Here is a 21667-nt window from a genome sequence, read left to right as displayed (position 1 = left end):
GTACAGGCCGGTCGCGGCTTACTCTGATCCCTGCTCGATAGTTACTCGCGAGTTAAACAACCAGCTTCAGCCCCACCGTGAGTAGACCCAGCCGCACTGAGCCAGCCGCATCGTCGCGGGCCCCGGAGGATGTCGTGAGCGACACACAGACACTGATCGAGAACCGACCGCCGTCCGTGGCGGCCCTCTTCCTGGATCGCGTTGCGGCCACACCGGACGCCGAGGCCTACCGTTACCCGGTGCCCGCGGCCTCCGGCCAGGGCCCGGACGACTGGAAGTCGCTCAGCTGGGGACAGGCAGCCGAGCGGGTCTACGCGATCGCGGCCGGTCTCATCGAACTCGGCATCCAGCCGGAGCAGCGGGTCGCCCTCGCCTCCTCCACCCGCGTCGAGTGGATCCTCGCCGACCTCGGCATCCTGTGCGCCGGCGCGGCCACCACGACCGTCTACCCGCAGACCAACGCGGAGGAGTCGGCGTTCATCCTGTCCGACTCCGAGAGCCGGGTGCTGATCGCGGAGGACGCGGCGCAGGTCGCCAAGGCCGTCGAGAAGCGCGCCGAGCTGCCCGAGCTCACCCAGGTCGTCGTCATCGACGCGGCCGGCGTGGAGACCGGCGACTGGGTCATCACGCTCGCCGAGCTGGAGCAGCGCGGCGCCAAGTACCTGGAGAAGCACCCCGAGCTGATCAAGGAGCGGGTCGGGGCGATCGCCAAGGACCAGCTCGCCACCCTCATCTACACCTCCGGCACCACCGGCCGGCCCAAGGGCGTACGGCTGCCGCAGGACAACTGGTCGTACATGGCGAAGGCCATCGCCGCGACGGGGCTGATCAGCGGCGAGGACGTGCAGTACCTGTGGCTGCCGCTCGCCCATGTCTTCGGCAAGGTGCTCACCTCCGGGCAGATCGAGGTCGGTCACGTCACCGCCGTCGACGGCCGGGTCGACAAGATCATCGAGAATCTGCCGGTCGTGCAGCCGACGTACATGGCCGCCGTTCCGCGCATCTTCGAGAAGGTCTACAACGGTGTCGCGGCGAAGGCCCGCGCGGGCGGCGGCGCCAAGTACAAGATCTTCCAATGGGCGGCCGAGGTCGCCCGCGAGTACGCCAAGGTCACCCAGGACAACTTCCGCCGCACCGGTGCCGCGACCGCCCCCTTCGGGCTCACCGCGAAGCACAAGGTCGCCGACGGGCTCGTCTACAGCAAGCTGCGGGAGGCCTTCGGCGGGCGGCTGCGGGCCTGTGTCTCCGGCTCCGCCGCGCTCGCGCCGGAGATCGGCTACTTCTTCGCCGGCGCCGGCGTGCACATCCTGGAGGGCTACGGCCTCACCGAGTCCTCGGCCGCGTCCTTCGTGAACCCCGGCGAGGCCTACCGCACGGGTACGGTCGGCAAGCCGCTGCCCGGCTGCGAGGTGCGGATCGCCGACGACGGCGAGATCCTGCTGCGCGGCCCCGGCATCATGCAGGGCTACCACGGCCTGCCCGAGAAGACCGCCGAGGTCCTGGAGAGCGACGGCTGGTTCCACACCGGTGACATCGGCGAGCTGTCCCCCGACGGCTATCTGCGGATCACCGATCGGAAGAAGGACCTCATCAAGACGTCCGGCGGCAAGTACATCGCGCCGGCCGAGGTCGAGGGACAGTTCAAGGCGGTCTGTCCGTACGTCTCCAACATCCTGGTGCACGGCGCCGACCGGAACTTCTGCACCGCCCTGATCGCCCTCGACGAGGTCGCGATCCTGGAGTGGGCCAAGGAGAACGGCCTGGGCGGCAAGTCCTACGCCGACGTGGTGGCCGCGCCGGCGACCGTCGAGATGGTCGACGGGTACGTCAAGGAGCTCAACACCGGGCTGCAGAAGTGGCAGACCATCAAGAAGTTCCGGCTGCTGCCCCGGGACCTCGACGTGGAGCACGGGGAGATCACGCCGAGCCTGAAGCTGAAGCGGCCGGTCGTGGAGCGGGAGTACAAGCACCTCATCGACGAGATGTACGCGGGGACCCGGGAGGCCTAGGGGCTCAGGGTCTGGCCGTAGGGCGCGGGTGCGTGGGGGCTGTTCGCGCAGCTCCCCGTGCCCCTTCCCGTCAGCGCGGCCTGCCGTGGCCCAGCAGTCGCCGCAGCTCCCTGGCTTCTTCTCTCAGCGTTGCCACATCGACAGGTTCCTCGCCGAGCCGGTCCTCCAGCACCGCCAGCCGTTTGCTCAGCTCGCTGAAATCCGCCTGTTCCCGTGCCAGCAGTGTCTGCAGCTGCTGGTTCTTCCGGTGCAGTTCCAGGAAGACGTTGACCTTCGCCCGCAGCACCCAAGGATCGAACGGCTTCGTCAGATAGTCGGCGGCGCCCGTCGCGTAGCCCCGGAACGCATACCCCGCCTCCTCCTCCGCTCCCGTCAGGAAGATGATCGGGACGTCTTTCGTCTGGTCGAGGCGTTTGATGTTCGCGGCCGTTTCGAAGCCGTCCATGCCCGGCATGCGGATGTCGAGCAGGACCACGGCGAAACGGCGCCGCAGCAGCGCCTTCATCGCCTCCTCGCCGGAACGCGCCCGTACGATCGGCTCGTTCAACGACGCCAGAACGGCCTCCAGCGCGATCAGGTTGTCCTCCATATCGTCGACCAGGAGGATGCCGGCACGCTCGTCAGGGATCATTGCTCGGTCCGTTCTTTGTCGGCCGTCTCGCCGTCCTCGGTGCCGTCGGGGTCCAGGAGCGCGCAGACGACGGTGAGCAGCCGGTCGACGTCGACCGGTTTGGGCACGTAGTCGTTGGCGCCGCGCGCGATGGACTTCTCCCGGTCGCCGGGCATGGCCTTCGCCGTGAGGGCGACGATCGGCAGGCCTGTCCAGCGGGGGGCGCGGCGGATCGCCGCGATGGTCTCGTAGCCGTCCATCTCCGGCATCATGATGTCCATCAGGACCAGTTCGACGTCCGGGTTGCGTTCCAGGGTCTCGATGCCCTCCCGGCCGTTCTCGGCGTACAGCACCGGCATGCCGACCCGCCCCAGGACGTGGGTGAGGGCGAACACGTTGCGGATGTCGTCGTCGATGATCAGGACGCGGCGGCCGGGGAGGATCCGGCCCGCGCGGCCCGTCTGCCAGGCCTCCAGCCTGGTCGGCACCGGCCAGGCGTCGTCGGTGTCGGGGGCGGTGGCCGGGGCGGGGTCGAGGACCGGCAGGGCGTGGTCCTTGGGGGTCGGGCCCGCCGCCGTGTGGCCGGGGCTGACGACCGGGACGTACAGCGTGAACGTCGAGCCCTTGCCCGGTTCGCTCTCCGCGACGATACGGCCGCCCAGCAGGCCCGCGATCTCCCGGCTGATGGACAGCCCGAGGCCGGTGCCGCCGTACTTGCGGTTGGTGGTGCCGTCGGCCTGCTGGAAGGCCTCGAAGATGACCGGGAGTTTCTCGGCGGCGATGCCGATGCCGGTGTCCGACACCTCGAAGGCGATCACCTCGTCGCTGTCGCGGACACAGTGGCGCTCGGAGTCCTTCTCCCGGGTCACCCGTAGTTCCACGCGTCCCTTGGCGGTGAACTTGATCGCGTTGGAGAGCAGGTTGCGCAGGATCTGCTGGAGGCGCTGTTCGTCGGAGTACATCTCTCGCGGTACGTCGTCGCCGACGGTCACCTCGAAGGCCAGGCCCCGGTCCAGGGTGAGCGGGCGGAAGGTCGCGTGGACGTAGTCGAGGAGTTTGATCAGGGGGAGGCGCTTGGGGCGTACGTCCATCCGGCCGGCCTCGATCTTCGACAGGTCCAGGATGTCGTTGATGAGCTGGAGGAGGTCCGAGCCGGAGCGGTGGATCGTCGTCGCGAACTGGACCTCCTGATCGGAGAGATGGCCGTCCGGGTTGTCGGACAGCAGTCGGGCCAGAATCAACAGGGAATTCAGCGGGGTGCGCAGTTCGTGCGACATGTTCGCCAGGAACTCCGACTTGTACTGGGACGACGTCGCCAACAGAGCCGCCTTCTCCTCCAGTTCCGCGTTCGAGCGCTGCAGCTCGGCCTGTTGTTTCTGCAGTTCGTCAGAACGTTCCTGGAGTTGCATCGCGAGCCGCTGCGACTCGCCGAGCAGGGACTCGGTGCGCGAGTTGGCGATGATCGTGTTGATCGCCACGCCGATGGTGTTGACGAACTGGTCGAAGAACGCCAGGTGGACGTCGGAGAAGCGGGAGAAGGAAGCCAGTTCGATCACGCCGAGGAGTTTGTCCTCGAAGAGGATCGGGATGATGACGATCGTGGTCGGGGCGGCCTCGCCCAGACCACTGTTGATCTTGATGTAGTCCGGCGGGGTCTCCTCCACGAGGATCCGCTGCTTCTCGCGGGCCGCCTGGTGGACCAGGCCGTGCACCGGGAGGCCGCCGGTCTCGACCGTCGCGCCCTGTGCCGAGCCGTATCCGGCGATGAACGCCAGTCCCTTCGCCGGTACGGCCGTGCGCACGGCGGCGCCGTCCTCGTCCGGGTCGGCCAGGAAGAACGCCCCGTACTGGGCGTTCACCAGCGGGGTCAGCTCGCGCAGGATCAGGTCGGCGACCTCCATCAGGTCGCGGTGGCCCTGCATCAGCGCGGCGAGGCGGGCCAGGTTGGACTCCAGCCAGTCCTTCGCGCGGGTCGTCTCGCGCAGGTTGGCCACCATCAGGTTGATGTTGTCCTTCAGTTCGGCGACCTCGCCCTGCGTCTCGACGGTGATCGAGCGGGACATGTCGCCCTGGGCCACGGCCGAGGCGACCTCGGCGATCGCGCGGACCTGGGTGGTGAGGTTGAGCGCGAGTTCGTTCACGTTCGTCGTGAGGCGTTTCCAGGTGCCGTACACGCCCTCCACGCGGGCCTGGCCGCCCAGCTGCCCCTCGGAGCCCACCTCGCGAGCCACCCGCGTCACCTCGGAGGAGAACGAGGACAGGGTGTCGACCATCGTGTTGATCGTCGTCTTGAGTTCGAGGATCTCGCCGCGCGCGTCCACGTCGATCTTCTTCGACAGGTCGCCCTGTGCCACGGCGGTCGCCACCTGAGCGATGTTCCGCACCTGGGAGGTCAGGTTGTCGGCCATGTAGTTGACGTTGTCGGTCAGGTCGCGCCAGACCCCGGAGACGCCGAGGACCTGTGCGCGGCCGCCCAGCCGGCCGTCGGTGCCGACCTCGCGGGCGACGCGGGTGACTTCGTCGGCGAAGGCCCGCAGCTGTTCCACCATCGTGTTGACGGTGTCCTTCAGTTCCAGGATCTCGCCGCGTGCGTCGACGGTGATCTTCTTGGAGAGGTCGCCGTTGGCGACGGCCGTCGTCACCTGGGCGATGTTGCGGACCTGCGAGGTCAGGTTCAGCGCCATGAAGTTGACGTTGTCGGTGAGGTCTTTCCAGACGCCGGAGACGCCCCGGACCTGCGCCTGACCGCCGAGGTTTCCTTCCGTGCCGACTTCGCGGGCGACGCGCGTGACTTCGTCGGCGAAGGCGGACAGCTGGTCCACCATCGTGTTGATCGTCGACTTCAGTTCAAGAATCTCGCCTTTCGCCTCCACGGTGATTTTCTTGCCGAGGTCGCCCTGGGCGACGGCGGTGGAGACGAGAGCGATGTTGCGGACCTGGGACGTCAGGTTGTCCGCCATGAAGTTGACGTTGTCGGTGAGGTCTTTCCAGACGCCCGACACGCCCCGGACCTGGGCCCGGCCGCCGAGGTTTCCTTCCGTGCCGACTTCGCGCGCGACGCGCGTGACTTCGTCGGCGAAGGCGGAGAGCTGGTCGACCATCGTGTTGATGGTTGATTTCAGTTCAAGAATTTCGCCCTGCGCGTCGACCATGATCTTCTGGCTGAGGTCGCCGTTGGCGACGGCCGTCGTCACCTGGGCGATGTTGCGGACCTGCGAGGTCAGGTTCGACGCCATGAAGTTGACGTTGTCGGTGAGGTCCTTCCAGACGCCCGACACACCCCGCACCTGGGCGCGGCCGCCCAGCTGGCCCTCCGTGCCGACCTCGCGGGCGACGCGGGTGACCTCGTCGGCGAACGCGGAGAGCTGGTCGACCATGGTGTTGACGGTCAGTTTCAGTTCCAGCAGTTCGCCGGTCGCCTCGATGGTGACCGTGCGGGTCAGGTCGCCGCGGGCCACCGCCGTCGTCACCAGGGCGATGTCGCGGACCTGTGCGGTCAGCCGGGACGCCATGGTGTTGACGGCCTCGGTCACGTCCCGCCAACTGCCCGACAGGCCCTGCACCTTGGCCCGGCCGCCGAGCCGCCCCTCGGTGCCGACCTCGCGCGCGACCCGGGTCACCTCGCCGGTGAACAGGGACAGCTGGTCGACCATCTTGTTCACCGCGCGGCCCAGCCGCCGCAGATCGCCGCGCAACTGCCGGCTGCCGTCGTGCAGATCGACCCGCTGGGTCAGATCGCCGCCGGCCACCGCGTCCAGCACACGCGTGGCGTTCGCCGCCGGGGCGACCAGGGCGTCGAGGACCTGGTTGACGTCGTTGACACGGGACGTCCAGGCGCCCTGGCCGGGACTCGCCGACAGCCGCTCGTCCAGGCGGCCGTGGCGCACCAGCTCCTGTTTCACGCGGCGCACATCGGTGTTGAAGTGGATGTTGCGGTCCATGATCTGGTTGAAGACGGCGGTGAGTTCGCCGACGATGCCCTCGCCCGTCTCCGGCACCTTGGTGAAGTCGCCGTCGCGGGCGGCGGTCATCGCGGCGAGCAGAGGGCGCAGTTCGGATGCTCGGAGTTGTTCCAGTTTCTGTCCGTCTTCGAGCACACGCGTAGCACTGTTCTCACTCATGGCGGCCCACTTCGGTAACTCGGTGCTTATGGGCGCAGTCAGTCTGTCACTCTGTCCGCATCGATCGGGATGTATTCGTCCGAACTGTTCGGGGAGCTGGACATGGGGGCCATACCCACGCAACGGGAGACCGCCTCCCGGGTCCGTGAGGCGCCTGCGCACGACGACGCGCCTGCGCACGACGACGCGCCTGCGCACGACGACGCGCCCGCGCACGAGAGTGCGGGCTTACGCGCGCAGGGGCGCGCGACTCTGCACGGAAGCCCCCTCGCACCCGGTTCCGCCCGCGCACTGGTGCGCGCCTCCCTCGACGAGTGGATCGACTGCGGACTGCTGGGCCGGGAGCGGCGGCGGGTCGCCGAGGACGCCCTGGTCGTCGTCAGCGAACTCGTCACCAACGCCGTGGTGCACGCCGGTACGGACGTCGAGGTCGACTGGTGGCTGGAACAGTACGCACCGGAGGAGGACGAGGAGCCGGCGTTCGTCGTCGAGGTCACCGACCACCACCCCTCTCGCGCCCCGCGTGACCACCCGGGCGATACGCCGTACGAGACGCCGGAGTTCGGGCGCGGGCTGCGGCTGGTCGCCTCGCTCGCCGAGTCCTGGGGGGTGACCTACCGCACCGGCGCCAAGTCGGTGTGGGCGCGGCTGACCGGCCGCGGCGGCACGCTCCCCGACGAGCAGGAGCTGAAGGTCGCCGAGATCCTCGCCCCCGAGCCGCCCGCCCACGCGGACGACTCCGCGCGCGCCTGCTCCCACCGCCCCGAACGCGACCAGGACTGGCTCAACCGGGGCGCGCTCACCTTCCTCGCCGAGGCCTCCGACCTGCTCGCCGGACAGCTCGACGAGAACCTGGTGGCCGCGCTCACCGGCCAGCTGATCGTGCCCCGGCTCGCCGACTGGTGCGCGGTGTGGCTGGAGGACGAGGCCACCGTCCGCGGCGGCTGGCGCGATCCCACCGGCGCGGGCGGCCCGCGGCTGGCCCGGGTCTGGCACGGCAGCGAGAACCGCATCGAGGAACTGCGCCGCGCCCTGGAGAAGGACCCGCCCTGCGCCAGGGACGGCTTACGGTCCGGGCCCGAGCCGTATCCCTGGCCCCGCGAGGCGCTCGGTCCGCAGGGCGCCCTCGGCTCGGCGCTCGCCTACCGGCTGATCGCGGGCGGCCGCCCGCTCGGCACGCTCGTCATCGGACGCTCCGGCCCCGACGGCTTCCCCGACGAGATCACCGGCCTGGTCGAGGACTTCGGCCGCCGGGTCGCCCTCGCCATCGGCGCGGCCCGCCAGTACGCCCGCCAGGCCACCATCAGCGCCGTACTCCAGCGCGGACTGCTGCCCGGCGCGGTCGCCGAGATCCCGGGGGTGCGCAGCGCGCTCGTCTACGAACCCTGCGACAAGGGCGGACCCAGCGGCGACTTCTACGACCTCTTCCCGGCCGGCGACGGCCGCTGGTGCTTCGCCGTCGGCGACGTCCAGGGCAAGGGCCCCGAGGCCGCCGTCGTGATCGGGCTCGCCCGGCCCTGGCTGCGCCTGCTCGCCCGCGAGGGCTACCGGGTCGCCGACGTCCTCGACCGCCTCAACCAGCTCCTCCTCGACGACGCCACCGAGGCCGCCGACGCCGCCGCCCGTGCCCTGGTCGCCGCCGGCGGCCGCCCGCTGCCGCCCGGCGACGGCCCGCAGACCCGCTTCCTGTCCCTCCTCTACGGCGAGCTCACCCCGCTGGAGGGCGGTGGGGTCCGCTGCACCCTCGCCTCCGCCGGGCACCCGCTGCCGCTGCTCCTCGGCCCCGACGGCGAGGTCAGTACCGCCGCCCGCCCGCAGACCCTGCTCGGGGTCATCGAGGACGAGACGTACACCAGCGAGACCGTCGAGCTCGCGCCCGGCCACAGCCTGCTGTGCGTCACCGACGGGGTCACCGAGCGCCGCTCCGGCACCCGCCAGTTCGACGACGGCGACGGGCTCGCGCGGGCGCTGGCGGGCTGCGCGGGGCTGAGCGCCGAGCTGATCGCCGAACGGATCAGACGGCTCGTCCACGAGTTCGGCGGCGGCCAGCCGGAGGACGACCTGGCGCTGCTCGTCCTCCAGGCGGAGTGACCGGCGGAGCAACCGGCGCCGTACGGGACAATGGAGGACATGCCTTCCGCACTCCCCGACGGCGAACCCGTCCCCGACGACGGCGCGCTCCCCGCTTCCGCGCTCGCCGGGGCCGCCGCCCGCCCCCTCGGGTTCTACCTGCACGTCCCCTACTGCGCGACCCGCTGCGGCTACTGCGACTTCAACACGTACACCGCGACCGAGCTGCGCGGCACCGGCGGTGTCCTCGCCTCCCGCGACAACTACGCGGACACGCTGATCGACGAGGTCAGGCAGGCCAGGAAGGTCCTCGGCGACGACCCGCGCGAGGTGCGGACCGTGTTCGTCGGGGGCGGTACGCCGACGCTGCTGGCCGCCGCCGATCTCGTACGGATGCTGGGCGCGATCCGCGACGAGTTCGGGCTCGCGGCCGACGCCGAGGTCACGACGGAGGCGAACCCGGAGTCCGTCGACCCGGCCTATCTGGCGGCCCTGCGGGAGGGCGGCTTCAACCGGATCTCCTTCGGCATGCAGAGCGCGAGGCAGCACGTGCTGCGGGTGCTCGACCGGACGCACACCCCCGGCCGCCCCGAGGCATGCGTCGCGGAGGCCCGCGCGGCCGGCTTCGAGCACGTCAACCTCGATCTGATCTACGGCACCCCGGGCGAGTCCGACGAGGACTGGCGGGCCTCCCTGGAGGCTGCGATCGGCGCCGGTCCGGACCATGTGTCGGCGTACGCGCTGATCGTCGAGGAGGGCACCCAGCTCGCCCGCCGGATCCGCCGGGGCGAGGTCCCGATGACCGACGACGACGTCCACGCCGACCGCTACCTGATCGCCGAGTCGGTGCTGACGGACGCGGGATTCGACTGGTACGAGGTGTCCAACTGGGCCACCTCGGAGGCGGCCCGATGCCTGCACAACGAGCTGTACTGGCGGGGCGCCGACTGGTGGGGCGCCGGGCCGGGGGCGCACTCCCACGTGGGCGGGGTGCGCTGGTGGAACGTCAAGCACCCGGGGGCGTACGCGGCGGCCCTGGCATCGGGGCGGTCGCCTGGCGCCGGACGCGAGCTCCTGACGGACGAGGACCGGCGGGTGGAGCGCATCCTCCTGGAACTGCGGCTGCGCGAGGGCGTGCCGCTGGCGCTGCTCAAGGAGGAGGGGCTCAAGGCGTCGCGCCGGGCCCTGTCGGACGGACTCCTGGAGCAGGGGGCCTACGACGAGGGGCGGGCCGTGCTGACACTGCGCGGGCGGCTGCTGGCGGACGCCGTGGTCAGGGACCTGGTGGACTGATCACTCCGGTGGGTGAACCGGGCGTCAGGCCCCACCGCCGCCCGTGACGAAGTCGATCAGTTCCTCCACCCGGCCCAGCAGCTCCGGCTCCAGGTCCTTGTAGGAGCCCACGCGCGCGAGGATCGCCTGCCACACCGCGCCCGTGTTCTCCGAGGGCCAGCCCAGCGCCCGGCACACGCCCGTCTTCCAGTCCTGGCCGTGCGGGACGCGCGGCCACGCCTCGATGCCCAGGGACGACGGTTTCACGGCCTCCCAGATGTCGATGTACGGGTGGCCGACGACCAGGGCGTGCTCGCTCGTCACCGACCGGGCGATGCGCCATTCCTTCGTGCCGGGGAGCAGATGGTCGACGAGGACGCCCAGGCGGGCGTCCGGGCCGGGGGCGAATTCGGCCACGATCGAGGGGAGGTCGTCGACGCCCTCCAGGTACTCCACGACCACGCCCTCGATGCGCAGGTCGTCGCCCCAGACCTTCTCGACCAGTTCCGCGTCGTGGCGGCCCTCCACGTAGATGCGGCCCGCGCGGGCGACACGCGCGCGGGCGCCGGGGACGGCGACCGAGCCGGAGGCGGTGCGGGACGGGCGTACCGGACCCCCGGACGCGGGCCGTACGAGGGTGACGACCTGCCCCTCCAGGAGGAAGCCGCGCGGCTCCAGCGGGAAGACGCGGTGCTTGCCGAAGCGGTCCTCCAGGGTGACCGTGCCCGCCTCGCAGCGGATCACCGCGCCGCAGAACCCGGTGCCGGGCTCCTCCACCACCAGACCGGGTTCGGCGGCCACCTCCGGCGCCGGTTTCGGCTTCTTCCACGGCGGGGTCAGGTCGGCGGAGTACTGGCGCATTCGGATGACGATAGGAGAAGCCGGACGGGTGCGCCTACGACACGCCGAAGCGGGCGGCCAGGGCGTCGCGCTGGGCCCGCACGAACGCCGCGTCGACCACCGCTCCGTGACCTGGGACGTACAGGGCGTCATCGCCGCCGAGCGACAGCAGGCGGTCCAGGGCCGCGGGCCAGCGCGACGGTACGGCATCGGGGCCGGCCTGGGGATCGCCGGACTCCTCCACCAGGTCGCCGCAGAAGACCACCGCCGGGTCGCCGGGGACGAGGACCGCGAGGTCGTGGGAGGTGTGGCCGGGGCCCACGTCGGCCAGCAGGGCCCGGCGGCCGTCGCCGAGGCCGAGGGTCCACTCGCCGGAGACCGGGCGGCGGGGGAGCGGGAGGGCGTCGGCCGCCTCCTCGGCCTCGGGGGCCGGGAGGCCGTTGCGGACCGCGTCCAGGCGCAGTGCCTCGCGGTCGTGGGCGAGGACGGCCTCCGCGCCCGCCGCCGCGTACAGGTCGGTGCCCGCGAAGGCGGGCGTGCCGAAGACGTGGTCGAAGTGGGGGTGGGTGAGCGCGAGATGGGTCACACGGCGCCCGGCCAGCCGCTGCGCCTCCGTACGCAACCGCGCGCCCTCCGCCAGGCTCGACCCGGCGTCCACCATCAGGGCCGCGCCCGCGCCGAGGACCAGCCCGGCCGTGCAGTCCCAGCCCGGCAGCCGGCAGCGGCCGACGCCTTCGGCCACCCGCTCCCACCCCAGCTCTTCCCAAGTCACCGTCATGCCGCGACGCTAGCCGTAGAACGTCACGGGTCCTGACCGACCTTGCCCAGTCAGTACCCGACGGCCGTACACTGGGCCGGGGATGTTGGCACTCGGGATCGCAGAGTGCCAGACGAAAGACCCGAAGGACCCGAAAGGCCGCGGGCACGACTTTCTGGAGGTGTGGCGCTGGATGCTGAGTGAACGCAGGCTTCAGGTATTGCGCGCCATCGTCCAGGACTATGTCGGCACCGAGGAACCGGTCGGGTCGAAGGCGCTGACCGAGCGGCACAACCTCGGGGTCTCCCCGGCGACCGTGCGCAACGACATGGCCGCCCTGGAGGACGAGGGGTACATCGCCCAGCCGCACACCAGCGCCGGGCGGATCCCGACCGACAAGGGCTACCGGCTGTTCGTCGACAAGCTCGCCGGTGTCAAGCCGATGAGCGCGCCCGAGCGGCGGGCGATCCAGAACTTCCTCGACGGCGCCGTCGACCTCGACGACGTCGTCGCGCGGACCGTGCGGCTGCTGGCGCAGCTGACGCGGCAGGTGGCGGTGGTGCAGTACCCGTCGCTGACGCGGTCCACCGTGCGGCACGTGGAGCTGCTGTCACTGGCTCCGGCCCGGCTGATGCTGGTGCTGATCACCGACACCGGGCGGGTCGAGCAGCGGATGGTCGACTGCCCGGCGCCGTTCGGGGAGACGTCGCTGGCGGATCTGCGGGCGCGGCTGAACAGCCGGGTCGCGGGGCGCCGGTTCTCGGACGTGCCCCGGCTGGTGGAGGATCTGCCGGACGCCTTCGACGCCGAGGACCGCGGCACGGTCTCGGCGGTGCTCTCCACCCTGCTGGAGACGCTCGTCGAGGAGAACGAGGAGCGGCTGGTGATCGGCGGCACCGCCAATCTCACCCGCTTCGGGCATGACTTTCCCCTCATGATCCGGCCCGTCCTGGAGGCATTGGAGGAACATGTCGTTCTTCTCAAACTCCTGGGCGAGGCCGGGGATTCGGGCATGACCGTACGCATCGGTCACGAGAACGCCTATGAGGGACTCAACTCCACGTCAGTGGTGTCGGTCGGTTACGGTTCGGGCGGCGAGGCACTCGCCAAACTCGGCGTGGTCGGACCGACCCGCATGGATTACCCGGGAACGATGGGAGCGGTACGAGCGGTGGCACGGTACGTCGGACAGATCCTGGCGGAGTCGTAAGTGGCCACGGACTACTACGCCGTTCTCGGCGTGCGCCGCGACGCGTCGCAGGAAGAGATCAAGAAGGCCTTCCGTCGGCTCGCGCGCGAGCTGCACCCGGACGTCAACCCGGACCCGAAGACCCAGGAGCGGTTCAAGGAGATCAACGCCGCTTACGAGGTGCTCTCGGACCCGCAGAAGAAGCAGGTCTACGACCTCGGCGGCGACCCGCTCTCGCAGGCGGGCGGCGGGGGCGCGGGCGGCTTCGGGGCCGGCGGCTTCGGGAACTTCTCCGACATCATGGACGCGTTCTTCGGTACGGCGTCGCAGCGCGGTCCGCGCTCGCGCACCCGCCGGGGCCAGGACGCCATGATCCGGATCGAGGTCGAGCTCGACGAGGCGGCCTTCGGCACGACCAAGGACATCCAGGTCGACACGGCGATCGTCTGCAACACCTGTAACGGTGAGGGCGCTGCGCCGGGCACCTCCGCTCAAACGTGTGACATGTGCCGGGGCCGTGGTGAGGTCTCGCAGGTGACGCGGTCCTTCCTCGGCCAGGTCATGACCTCCCGGCCCTGCCCGCAGTGCCAGGGCTTCGGGACCGTCGTGCCGACGCCGTGCCCCGAGTGCGCCGGTGACGGCCGGGTCCGCTCCCGGCGGACGCTGACCGTGAAGATCCCGGCCGGTGTCGACAACGGCACCCGGATCCAGCTCGCCGGTGAGGGCGAGGTCGGGCCCGGCGGCGGTCCCGCCGGTGACCTGTACGTCGAGATCCACGAGCTGCCGCACTCCACGTTCCAGCGGCGCGGCGACGATCTGCACTGCACGGTGACGATCCCGATGACGGCGGCCTCGCTCGGCACGAAGGTGCCGCTGGAGACCCTGGACGGCATGGAGGAGGTCGACATCCGGCCCGGCACCCAGTCCGGCCAGTCGATCCCGCTGCACGGGCGCGGTGTCACGCATCTGCGGGGCGGCGGCCGGGGCGACCTGATCGTCCACGTCGAGGTGCAGACCCCGACCAAGCTGGACCCCGAGCAGGAACGCCTCCTGCGCGAGCTGGCGAAGCTGCGCGGCGAGGAGCGGCCCACGGGGCAGTTCCAGCCGGGGCAGCAGGGCCTGTTCAGCCGGCTGAAGGACGCGTTCAACGGGCGTTGACGGGGGCGCCCGCAGCGGGTCGCGGAGGGGCCGTGCCGCCGCGATATGTGGCATGTGCCAAAGAGGCGGCCCGATTCGGTCTTGTTCGGAGGACGTGACAACATGCCGTCATGTCCTCCGCACTGACCGATCTCTTCCCCTTTCCGATCGTGCAGGCCCCCATGGCCGGCGGGGTCTCCGTCCCGCAGCTGGCCGCCGCCGTGTCCGAGGCGGGCGGGCTGGGGTTCCTTGCCGCCGGGTACAAGACCGCCGACGGGATGTACCAGGAGATCAAGCAACTGCGAGGGCTGACCGGCCGCCCTTTCGGGGTCAACCTCTTCATGCCCCAGCCGGAGTATGCGGAGTCCGGCGCCGTGGAGCTCTACGCACACCAGCTGGCCGGTGAGGCCGCCTGGTACGAGACCGAGCTCGGTGACCCGGACAGCGGCCGGGACGACGGGTACGACGCGAAGCTCGCCGTACTCCTCGACAACCCGGTGGCCGTCGTCTCCTTCCACTTCGGTGTGCCGACCCGCGAGGTACTGGACTCCCTGCGCCGCGCCGGAACCCTCACCCTGGTCACCGCGACCACCGCCGAGGAGGCCCTCGCCGTCGAGCGGGCCGGGGCGGACGCGGTGATCGCGCAGGGCGTCGAGGCCGGCGGGCACCAGGGCACCCACCGGGACATCGCCGAGAACGACGGAGCCGGGATCGGACTGCTGTCGCTGATCGGCCAGATACGGGAGACCGTGGGCATCCCGGTGGTCGCCGCCGGCGGGATCATGCGCGGCAGCCAGATCGCCGCCGTCCTCGCGGCGGGCGCGAGCGCCGCCCAGCTCGGTACGGCCTTCCTCGCCACCCCCGAGTCCGGCGCCGCCGACATCCACAAGCAGGCGCTGACCAACCCCCTGTTCGTCCGCACGGAACTGACCCGGGCCTTCTCCGGGCGGCCCGCCCGCGGTCTCGTCAACCGCTTCCTGCGCGAGCACGGGCCGTACGCGCCCGCCGCCTATCCCGAGGTCCACCACCTCACCTCCCCGCTGCGCAAGGCCGCCGCCAAGGCCGGGGACGCGCAGGGCATGGCCCTGTGGTCCGGGCAGGGGCACCGGATGGCCCGGGAGCTGCCTGCCGGGCAGCTGGTGGAGACCCTCGCGGAGGAACTCGCCGCCGCGTCGACAGCGTTGTCGACCAAGGCGGAGACCAAGAGGGGAGACGGGCGATGACTGCCCCCGTGTTCGTGCTGGACCCGCTCGTCGTACCCGACTTCTCCGGCGGCGAGGTCGTCCTGGACGGTCCCGAAGGACGGCACGCGGTCTCCGTGAAGCGGCTGCAGCCCGGTGAGGACGTCATCCTCACCGACGGGCGCGGACGCTGGATCGAGGGCGTCGTGCGGGCCGCCGAGGGCAAGGACCGGCTGGTGGTGACGGACCTGGAGAGCGTCCACGAGGAGCCCCTCCCGCAGCCCCGTATCACCGTCGTCCAGGCCCTCCCCAAGGGCGACCGCGGCGAGGTCGCCGTGGAGACCATGACCGAGGTCGGCGTCGACGCGATCGTGCCCTGGCAGGCCGCCCGCTGCGTCACCCAGTGGCGGGGCGAGCGGGGGCTCAAGTCGCTCGCGAAGTGGCGGGGCACCGCCCGCGAGGCCGGCAAGCAGTCCCGCCGGGTCCGGTTCCCGGAGGTCGCGGACGCGGCGAGCACCAAGCAGGTTGCCGCACTTCTCGCCAAAGCCGACCTCGCCGCCGTCCTGCACTCCGACTTCGAGCACGGCAGCACACCGCTGGCCACCGCCGACCTGCCCGCCACGGGCGAGATCGTGCTGGTCGTCGGGCCCGAAGGAGGCGTCGCCCGGGACGAGGTGGCGCTCTTCGAGGAGGCGGGTGCGAAGACGTACACCCTGGGGCCTAGCGTGATGCGTACATCGACCGCCGGGACGGCCGCCGCGGCCCTGTTGCTCGGCCGCACCGGCCGGTGGTCCTGACCCGCGCGACACCCTGGGGGACACGCCGTGGAACTCGCCCAAGTCCGGCTCCTGGTCACCGACTTCGCCGCCTGCTATCACTTCTACGCCGAGGTGCTCGGGCTGAAGCCGCAGTCGGGGGCGAGCGAGGGACCGTACGAGAAGTTCAGTCCGCACGCCGGGTCCGCGGGGATCGCCCTGCAGGACCGGACGATGATGGCCGAGGTGCTGGGCGAGCTGGGGGACACCGCCACCGGGCACCGGTCGCTGGTGGTGCTGCGTGTCGACGATCTCGACGCCTACTGCGAGCAGATCGTCGCGCGCGGCGCGGTCCTGGTGCAAGGACCCGCGCCCATGACGGAACGCATGCGGGTCGCTCACCTCAAGGACCCCGAGGGGAACCTGGTGGAACTGCAGGAATGGCTGCTGCTGCGCACCTGAAGGGTGACGGCTGCGAACACGTGAGTGGCCGTATGCCCCCTACCGTCACGGGCCCGGCGGTGGGAGGCTGCCCTCCATGGGGGCATTGAGCCGGATTCGGCGGCGGCCGCGCGGGACCAGGGTGGCGGCCGTGGCGGGGCTCGCGGTGATCGCCGTGGGTGGCGTCGTGGGCTGCCAGCCGACCGATCTGAACTCCGCGACCGTCGCGTACACCACCGACCAGACCGCCACCGCCGAGCTGAAACGGCAGCACGTCGACGTCAGTTGGCTCACCTGCACCGGCAACTACGGGTCCTCGACTGCCAGTTCCACGAAGACACCCTCGGCCTCGCAGACCACCGTCGTCTCCGTGGACTGCCGGGGCCGGACCAAGGACGGGCGGGACATCACCGTCACCGGACGGGTCACCAAGGCCGTCAGCGGGGCCTGTGTGCGCGGGGACCTCGTCGCCAAGGTCGGCGGCAAGGAGTGGTTCCACGTGAAGGGCCTCGGCAACTGCGACGCCACGCCCGGACCGACGTACAGCACCTACCGGCCGCCCACCTACGGGCAGCAGCCCGGCCCCACCGTGACCGTGACGAAGACCGTCTGGTGCCAGGGCGACCCCAAGTGCTGGCCCGTGCAGGGCAAGTGATCGAAATCGGCCGCCGGAGACCCGCCGCGGTGCATAGGCTGAGCGGGTGACTCAGGGTGCAGCGACAGGACCGCGGTCCTACCTCCGATTTCCCCATGTCCACGGCGACCTGGTCGCCTTCACCGCCGAGGACGACGTGTGGCTCGCGCCGCTGGACGGCGGCCGGGCCTGGCGGGTCAGCGCCGACAACGTCCCGGTGACCCTGCCCCGTATCTCGCCGGACGGGACCACGGTCGCCTGGACCTCCACCCGCGACGGCGCCCCCGAGATCCACATCGCCCCCGTCGACGGCGGCTCAGCCACCCGCCTGACGCACTGGGGGAGTGCCCGCACCCAGGTGCGCGGCTGGACCGCCGACGGGCAGGTCCTCGCGATCACCACCTACGGCCAGTCCAGCCTCCGGCGCAGCTGGGCCCGTACCGTCCCGCTCGACGGCGGCCCGTCCACCGTCCTGCCCTACGGCCCGGTCGGCCATGTCGCCCTCGGGCCGCACCCCGTGCTGCTGTCCGCGCCGATGGGCCGCGAGGCGGCCTGGTGGAAGCGGTACCGGGGCGGTACGGCGGGCAAGCTGTGGATCGACCGGGAGGGGGAGGGCGAGTTCGTACGGCTGCACGCTGAGCTGGACGGGAACCTCGAATACCCCGTCTGGGTGGGGGAGCGCGTCGCGTTCCTCTCCGACCACGAGGGCACCGGGGCGCTGTACTCCTCCCTCGCCGACGGCTCCGATCTGCGTCGGCACACGCCCCTCGACGGGTTCTACGCCCGGCACGCGGCGAGCGACGGCAGCCGGGTCGTCTACGCGTCCGCCGGTGAACTCTGGCTCCTCGACGACCTGGAGGGGGCCGAGCCGCGCCGGCTGGACATCCGGCTCGGCGGCTCCCGTGTCGACCGGCAGCCGTACCCGGTGAACGCGGCCCGCTGGTTCGGCTCCGCCTCGCCCGACCACACCGCGCGCGGCAGCGCCGTCCTGGTCCGCGGCGGGGTGCACTGGGTGACCCACCGGTCCGGTCCGGCGCGGGCGCTCGCCGCGCAGCCCGGGGTACGGGGACGGCTGCCCGTCACCTTCCGCGCGGACGCGGAGGAGTGGGTCGTGTGGGTGACCGACGCCGAGGGCGACGACGCCCTGGAGTTCGCCCCCGCCACCGGTCTCGCGCCCGGCTCCACCCCGCGCCGGATCGCCGCCGGACAGCTCGGCCGGGTCCTGGAACTCGCCGTCGCCCCCGACGGCGGCCGGGTCGCCGTCGCCGCCCACGACGGACGCCTCCTCCTCGTCGAACGCGAGAGCGGCGAGGTCCGCGAGGTCGACCGCAGTGAGGACGGCGACGTCTCCGGCCTCGCCTTCTCGCCCGACTCCGGCTGGCTCGCCTGGTCGCACCCCGGCGCCGGCGGCCTCGCGCAGCTCCGCATCGCCCACACCACCGACCTCACCGTCACCGAGGCGACCCCGCTGCGCTTCCAGGACTACGCCCCCGCCTTCACCCGCGACGGCAAGCACCTGGCGTTCCTCTCCACCCGCTCCTTCGACCCGGTCTACGACGAGCACGTCTTCGACCTGGCCTTCGTGGTCGGCGACCGCCCGCACCTGATCACCCTCGCGGCCACCACCCCCTCCCCGTTCGGCCCCCAGCGGCACGGCCGCCCCTTCGAGACCCCCGACAAGGACGAGACCCCCGACGCCGAGGGCACCCCCGCCACCCGGATCGACCTGGAGGGCCTCGCCGACCGGATCGTGCCCTTCCCCGTCGAGGCCGGCCGCTACTCGGGCCTGCGCGCCGCCAAGGACGGCGTGCTCTGGCTGCGCCACCCGGTGCGCGGTGTCCTCGGCGCCTCCCGCGCCCACCCCGAGGACCCCGCGCCCAAGACCGAGCTGGAGCGCTACGACCTCGCCCAGCAGCGCGTCGAGTACCTCTCCTCCGACGCCGACCACTTCGAGGTCAGCGGCGACGGGAAGCGGGTCCTGCTGTGGTCCGACGGCAAGCTCAAGGTCGTACCCAGTGACCGCCGCGCCTCGAACGACGACGACAGCGACACCAACATCACCGTCGACCTGGCCCGGGTACGGCAGACCGTCGACCCGGCCGCCGAGTGGCGGCAGATGTTCGACGAGACCGGCCGCATCATGCGCGACCAGTTCTGGCGCCCCGACCTCGGCGGCGTCGACTGGGACGGCGTCCTGGACCGCTACCGCCCGCTCGTCGACCACTGCGCCACCCACGACGACCTCGTCGACCTGCTCTGGGAGGTCCAGGGCGAACTCGGCACCTCGCACGCCTACGTCACCCCGCGCGGCGGCCACGGCAACGGCGCCCGCCAGGGCCTGCTCGGCGCCGACATCTCCCGGCACGAGGACGGCAGCTGGCGCATCGACCGCGTCCTGCCCGCCGAGACCTCCGACCCCGGCGCCCGCTCCCCGCTCGCCGCACCCGGTGTCGCGGTCCGCGCCGGCGACGCGATCGTGGCCGTCGCCGGCCGCCCCGTCGACCCGGTGACCGGCCCCGGCCCGCTCCTCGTCGGCACGGCCGGCAAGGCGATCGAACTGACCGTGTCCCCGGCCGGCGGCGGCGAGTTGCGGCACCCGGTGGTCGTACCGGTCGCCGACGAGGAACCGCTCCGCTACCACGCGTGGGTCGCCGACCGCCGCGCCCACGTCCACGCACTCTCCGGCGGCCGGCTCGGCTACCTCCACGTCCCCGACATGCAGGCGCCCGGCTGGGCCCAGATCCACCGCGACCTGAGCGTGGAGATGGCCCGCGAGGGCATCGTCGTCGACGTCCGCGAGAACCGCGGCGGCCACACCTCCCAGCTCGTCGTCGAGAAACTGGCCCGCCGCATCGTCGGCTGGGACCTGCCGCGCGGCATGCGGCCCTTCAGCTACCCGAGGGACGCACCCCGCGGCCCGGTGGTCGTCGTCGCCAACGAGTTCTCCGGCTCCGACGGCGACATCGTCAACGCGGCCATCAAGGCCCTCGGCATCGGCCCGGTCGTCGGCACCCGCACCTGGGGCGGCGTCATCGGCATCGACAGCCGCTACCGCCTGGTCGACGGCACCCTCGTCACCCAGCCGAAGTACGCCTTCTGGCTGGAGGGCTACGGCTGGGGCGTGGAGAACCACGGCGTCGACCCGGATGTGGAGGTCGTACAGACGCCGCAGGACTGGGGGGCGGGGCGGGATCCCCAACTGGACGAGGCGGTACGGATAGCGCTGGAGGCCCTGGAGACGGCTCCCGCGAAGACTCCGCCCACTCTGCCCACCTAAGGGGCGCGGGGCCGCACCCCCACCGGACCCGCACCCGACGACGCTACGATGCGGCCTGTAACCGATCACCCTTTGCGAGGAGACGCCCGAATGGCAGGGGAACCTCAAGAGGACTGCCTCTTCTGCAAGATCGTCGCAGGCCACGTCCCCGCGACGATCGTCCGGGAGACGGACACCACCGTCGCCTTCCGGGACATCAACCCCCAGGCACCCACCCACGTCCTGGTGATCCCCAAGGTCCACTACAAGGACGCGGCCGAACTCGCCGAGGGCGAACCCACGATCGCCGCCGACATACTGCGCGAGGCCCGGTCCGTCGCCGACGAGGACAAGCTGGAGAGCTACCGCATCGTCTTCAACACCGGCAGCGGCGCCGGCCAGACCGTCCGGCACGCCCACGCCCACGTCCTCGGCGGCCGCGGCCTGACCTGGCCGCCCGGGTAACCCACCGTGTCCGTACGCGAGTTGGTGGTCCTCGGCACAGCCAGCCAGGTACCCACCCGGCACCGCAACCACAACGGCTACCTGCTGCGCTGGGACGGCGAGGGCATCCTCTTCGACCCCGGCGAGGGCACCCAGCGGCAGATGCTGCGGGCCGGGGTCGCCGCGCACGACCTGAACCGGATCTGCGTCACCCACTTCCACGGCGACCACTCCCTCGGCCTCGCCGGGGTCATCCAGCGGATCAACCTCGACAAGGTCCCGCACCCGGTCACCGCGCACTACCCGAAGTCGGGCCAGCGCTTCTTCGACCGGCTCCGCTACGCCACCGCCTACCGCGAGACCGTCGGCATCACCGAGGCCCCGGTCCACGGCGAGGGCGGCGACCTCGCCGGCACCCGGTCCTACCGGCTGGAGGCCCGCCGGCTCTCCCACCCCGTGGAGTCCTACGGCTACCGGCTCACCGAACCCGACGGCCGCCGCATGCTCCCCGAACGGCTCGCCGCGCACGGCATCACCGGCCCCGACGTCGGCCGGCTCCAGCGCGCGGGCGTCCTCGGGGACGTCACCCTCGACCAGGTCAGCGAGGTGCGCCGCGGCCAGCGGTTCGCGTTCGTGATGGACACCCGGCTGTGTGCGGGGGTGTACGCGCTCGCCGAGGGCTGCGACATGCTGGTCATCGAGTCCACCTTCCTCGACGAGGACGCCGAACTCGCCGTGGAACACGGCCATCTGACCGCCGGGCAGGCGGCCGCCGTGGCCCGGGACGCGGGCGTACGGCACCTGGTGCTGACCCACTTCAGCCAGCGCTACTCGGAGCCCGAGGAGTTCGAACGGCAGGCGCGGGCCGCCCGGTACGAGGGCGAGCTGACCGTGGCACGGGATCTGCTCCGAGTGCCCGTCCCGAAGCGCAGGTGAAACGGCCGTACCATG

16 protein-coding genes are annotated in these 21667 nt (G+C 71.5%); 12 read left to right on the top strand and 4 right to left on the bottom strand.

Going from position 1 to position 21667, the window contains the following annotated elements; genetic code table 11:
• Positions 1 to 134: 134 nt before the first annotated feature.
• Positions 135 to 2009: an AMP-binding protein gene (locus ACFZDK_RS51560; protein WP_390985197.1), complete on the top strand. Its 1875-nt coding sequence runs from the start codon at positions 135 to 137 to the stop codon at positions 2007 to 2009.
• 70 nt (positions 2010 to 2079) lie between these two features.
• Here ACFZDK_RS51560 and ACFZDK_RS51555 read toward each other — a convergent pair whose 3' ends face one another.
• Positions 2080 to 2640: a response regulator gene (locus ACFZDK_RS51555; RefSeq protein WP_390985194.1), complete on the bottom strand. Its 561-nt coding sequence runs from the start codon at positions 2638 to 2640 to the stop codon at positions 2080 to 2082.
• Entirely contained in the window at positions 2637 to 6740 is a 4104-nt protein-coding gene (locus tag ACFZDK_RS51550) for a HAMP domain-containing protein (protein WP_390985191.1), read from the bottom strand. Before ACFZDK_RS51550 ends, ACFZDK_RS51555 begins: the two co-directional genes overlap by 4 nt.
• A gap of 102 nt (positions 6741 to 6842) precedes the next feature.
• Between ACFZDK_RS51550 and ACFZDK_RS51545 the strand changes: the two genes are divergently transcribed.
• Positions 6843 to 8831 (top strand): SpoIIE family protein phosphatase, encoded by a 1989-nt coding sequence (locus ACFZDK_RS51545; RefSeq protein WP_390985188.1) that lies wholly within the window; start codon positions 6843 to 6845, stop codon positions 8829 to 8831.
• A gap of 39 nt (positions 8832 to 8870) precedes the next feature.
• Entirely contained in the window at positions 8871 to 10103 is a 1233-nt protein-coding gene (gene hemW, locus ACFZDK_RS51540; protein ID WP_390985185.1) for a radical SAM family heme chaperone HemW, read from the top strand.
• A gap of 24 nt (positions 10104 to 10127) precedes the next feature.
• Here hemW and ACFZDK_RS51535 read toward each other — a convergent pair whose 3' ends face one another.
• Positions 10128 to 10943 (bottom strand): DUF3097 family protein, encoded by an 816-nt coding sequence (locus ACFZDK_RS51535; protein ID WP_390985183.1) that lies wholly within the window; start codon positions 10941 to 10943, stop codon positions 10128 to 10130.
• A 34-nt stretch (positions 10944 to 10977) separates the two neighbouring features.
• Positions 10978 to 11700: an MBL fold metallo-hydrolase gene (locus ACFZDK_RS51530; protein WP_390985179.1), complete on the bottom strand. Its 723-nt coding sequence runs from the start codon at positions 11698 to 11700 to the stop codon at positions 10978 to 10980.
• 172 nt (positions 11701 to 11872) lie between these two features.
• Between ACFZDK_RS51530 and hrcA the strand changes: the two genes are divergently transcribed.
• The 9 genes from hrcA to ACFZDK_RS51485 all read left to right on the top strand — a co-directional run bounded on the left by hrcA (position 11873) and on the right by ACFZDK_RS51485 (position 21652).
• Positions 11873 to 12889, top strand: coding sequence for a heat-inducible transcriptional repressor HrcA (gene hrcA, locus ACFZDK_RS51525; protein ID WP_390985177.1), 1017 nt, complete (start codon positions 11873 to 11875; stop codon positions 12887 to 12889).
• The gene (dnaJ, locus tag ACFZDK_RS51520) at positions 12890 to 14026 is read left to right on the top strand and encodes a molecular chaperone DnaJ (RefSeq protein WP_390985174.1); all 1137 of its coding nucleotides are present in this window, start codon (positions 12890 to 12892) and stop codon (positions 14024 to 14026) included.
• Between the two features lie 110 nt (positions 14027 to 14136).
• The gene (locus ACFZDK_RS51515) at positions 14137 to 15228 is read left to right on the top strand and encodes a nitronate monooxygenase (RefSeq protein ID WP_390985171.1); all 1092 of its coding nucleotides are present in this window, start codon (positions 14137 to 14139) and stop codon (positions 15226 to 15228) included.
• Positions 15225 to 15983, top strand: a complete 759-nt coding sequence (locus ACFZDK_RS51510) for a 16S rRNA (uracil(1498)-N(3))-methyltransferase (RefSeq protein ID WP_390985169.1) — start codon at positions 15225 to 15227, stop codon at positions 15981 to 15983. The genes ACFZDK_RS51515 and ACFZDK_RS51510 overlap by 4 nt, the downstream gene beginning before the upstream one ends.
• Positions 15984 to 16010: 27 nt before the next feature.
• The gene (locus ACFZDK_RS51505) at positions 16011 to 16403 is read left to right on the top strand and encodes a VOC family protein (protein WP_390985166.1); all 393 of its coding nucleotides are present in this window, start codon (positions 16011 to 16013) and stop codon (positions 16401 to 16403) included.
• 76 nt (positions 16404 to 16479) lie between these two features.
• Positions 16480 to 17037 (top strand): hypothetical protein, encoded by a 558-nt coding sequence (locus tag ACFZDK_RS51500; RefSeq protein WP_390985163.1) that lies wholly within the window; start codon positions 16480 to 16482, stop codon positions 17035 to 17037.
• A 46-nt stretch (positions 17038 to 17083) separates the two neighbouring features.
• The gene (locus tag ACFZDK_RS51495; protein ID WP_390985160.1) at positions 17084 to 20293 is read left to right on the top strand and encodes a S41 family peptidase; all 3210 of its coding nucleotides are present in this window, start codon (positions 17084 to 17086) and stop codon (positions 20291 to 20293) included.
• A 90-nt stretch (positions 20294 to 20383) separates the two neighbouring features.
• Positions 20384 to 20737, top strand: coding sequence for an HIT domain-containing protein (locus tag ACFZDK_RS51490; protein WP_390985159.1), 354 nt, complete (start codon positions 20384 to 20386; stop codon positions 20735 to 20737).
• Between the two features lie 6 nt (positions 20738 to 20743).
• Positions 20744 to 21652 carry a ribonuclease Z gene (locus ACFZDK_RS51485; RefSeq protein ID WP_390985156.1) on the top strand — a complete coding sequence of 303 codons (909 nt, stop codon included), beginning with the start codon at positions 20744 to 20746 and terminating at the stop codon, positions 21650 to 21652.
• Positions 21653 to 21667 lie beyond the last annotated feature (15 nt).

Origin of the sequence: Streptomyces sp. NPDC007901, from assembly GCF_042959465.1 — a bacterium.
Taxonomy (GTDB): Bacteria; Actinomycetota; Actinomycetes; order Streptomycetales; family Streptomycetaceae; genus Streptomyces.
Note: the sequence above shows the minus strand (reverse complement) of the source record. Positions and strands in the feature narration are given on the sequence as shown.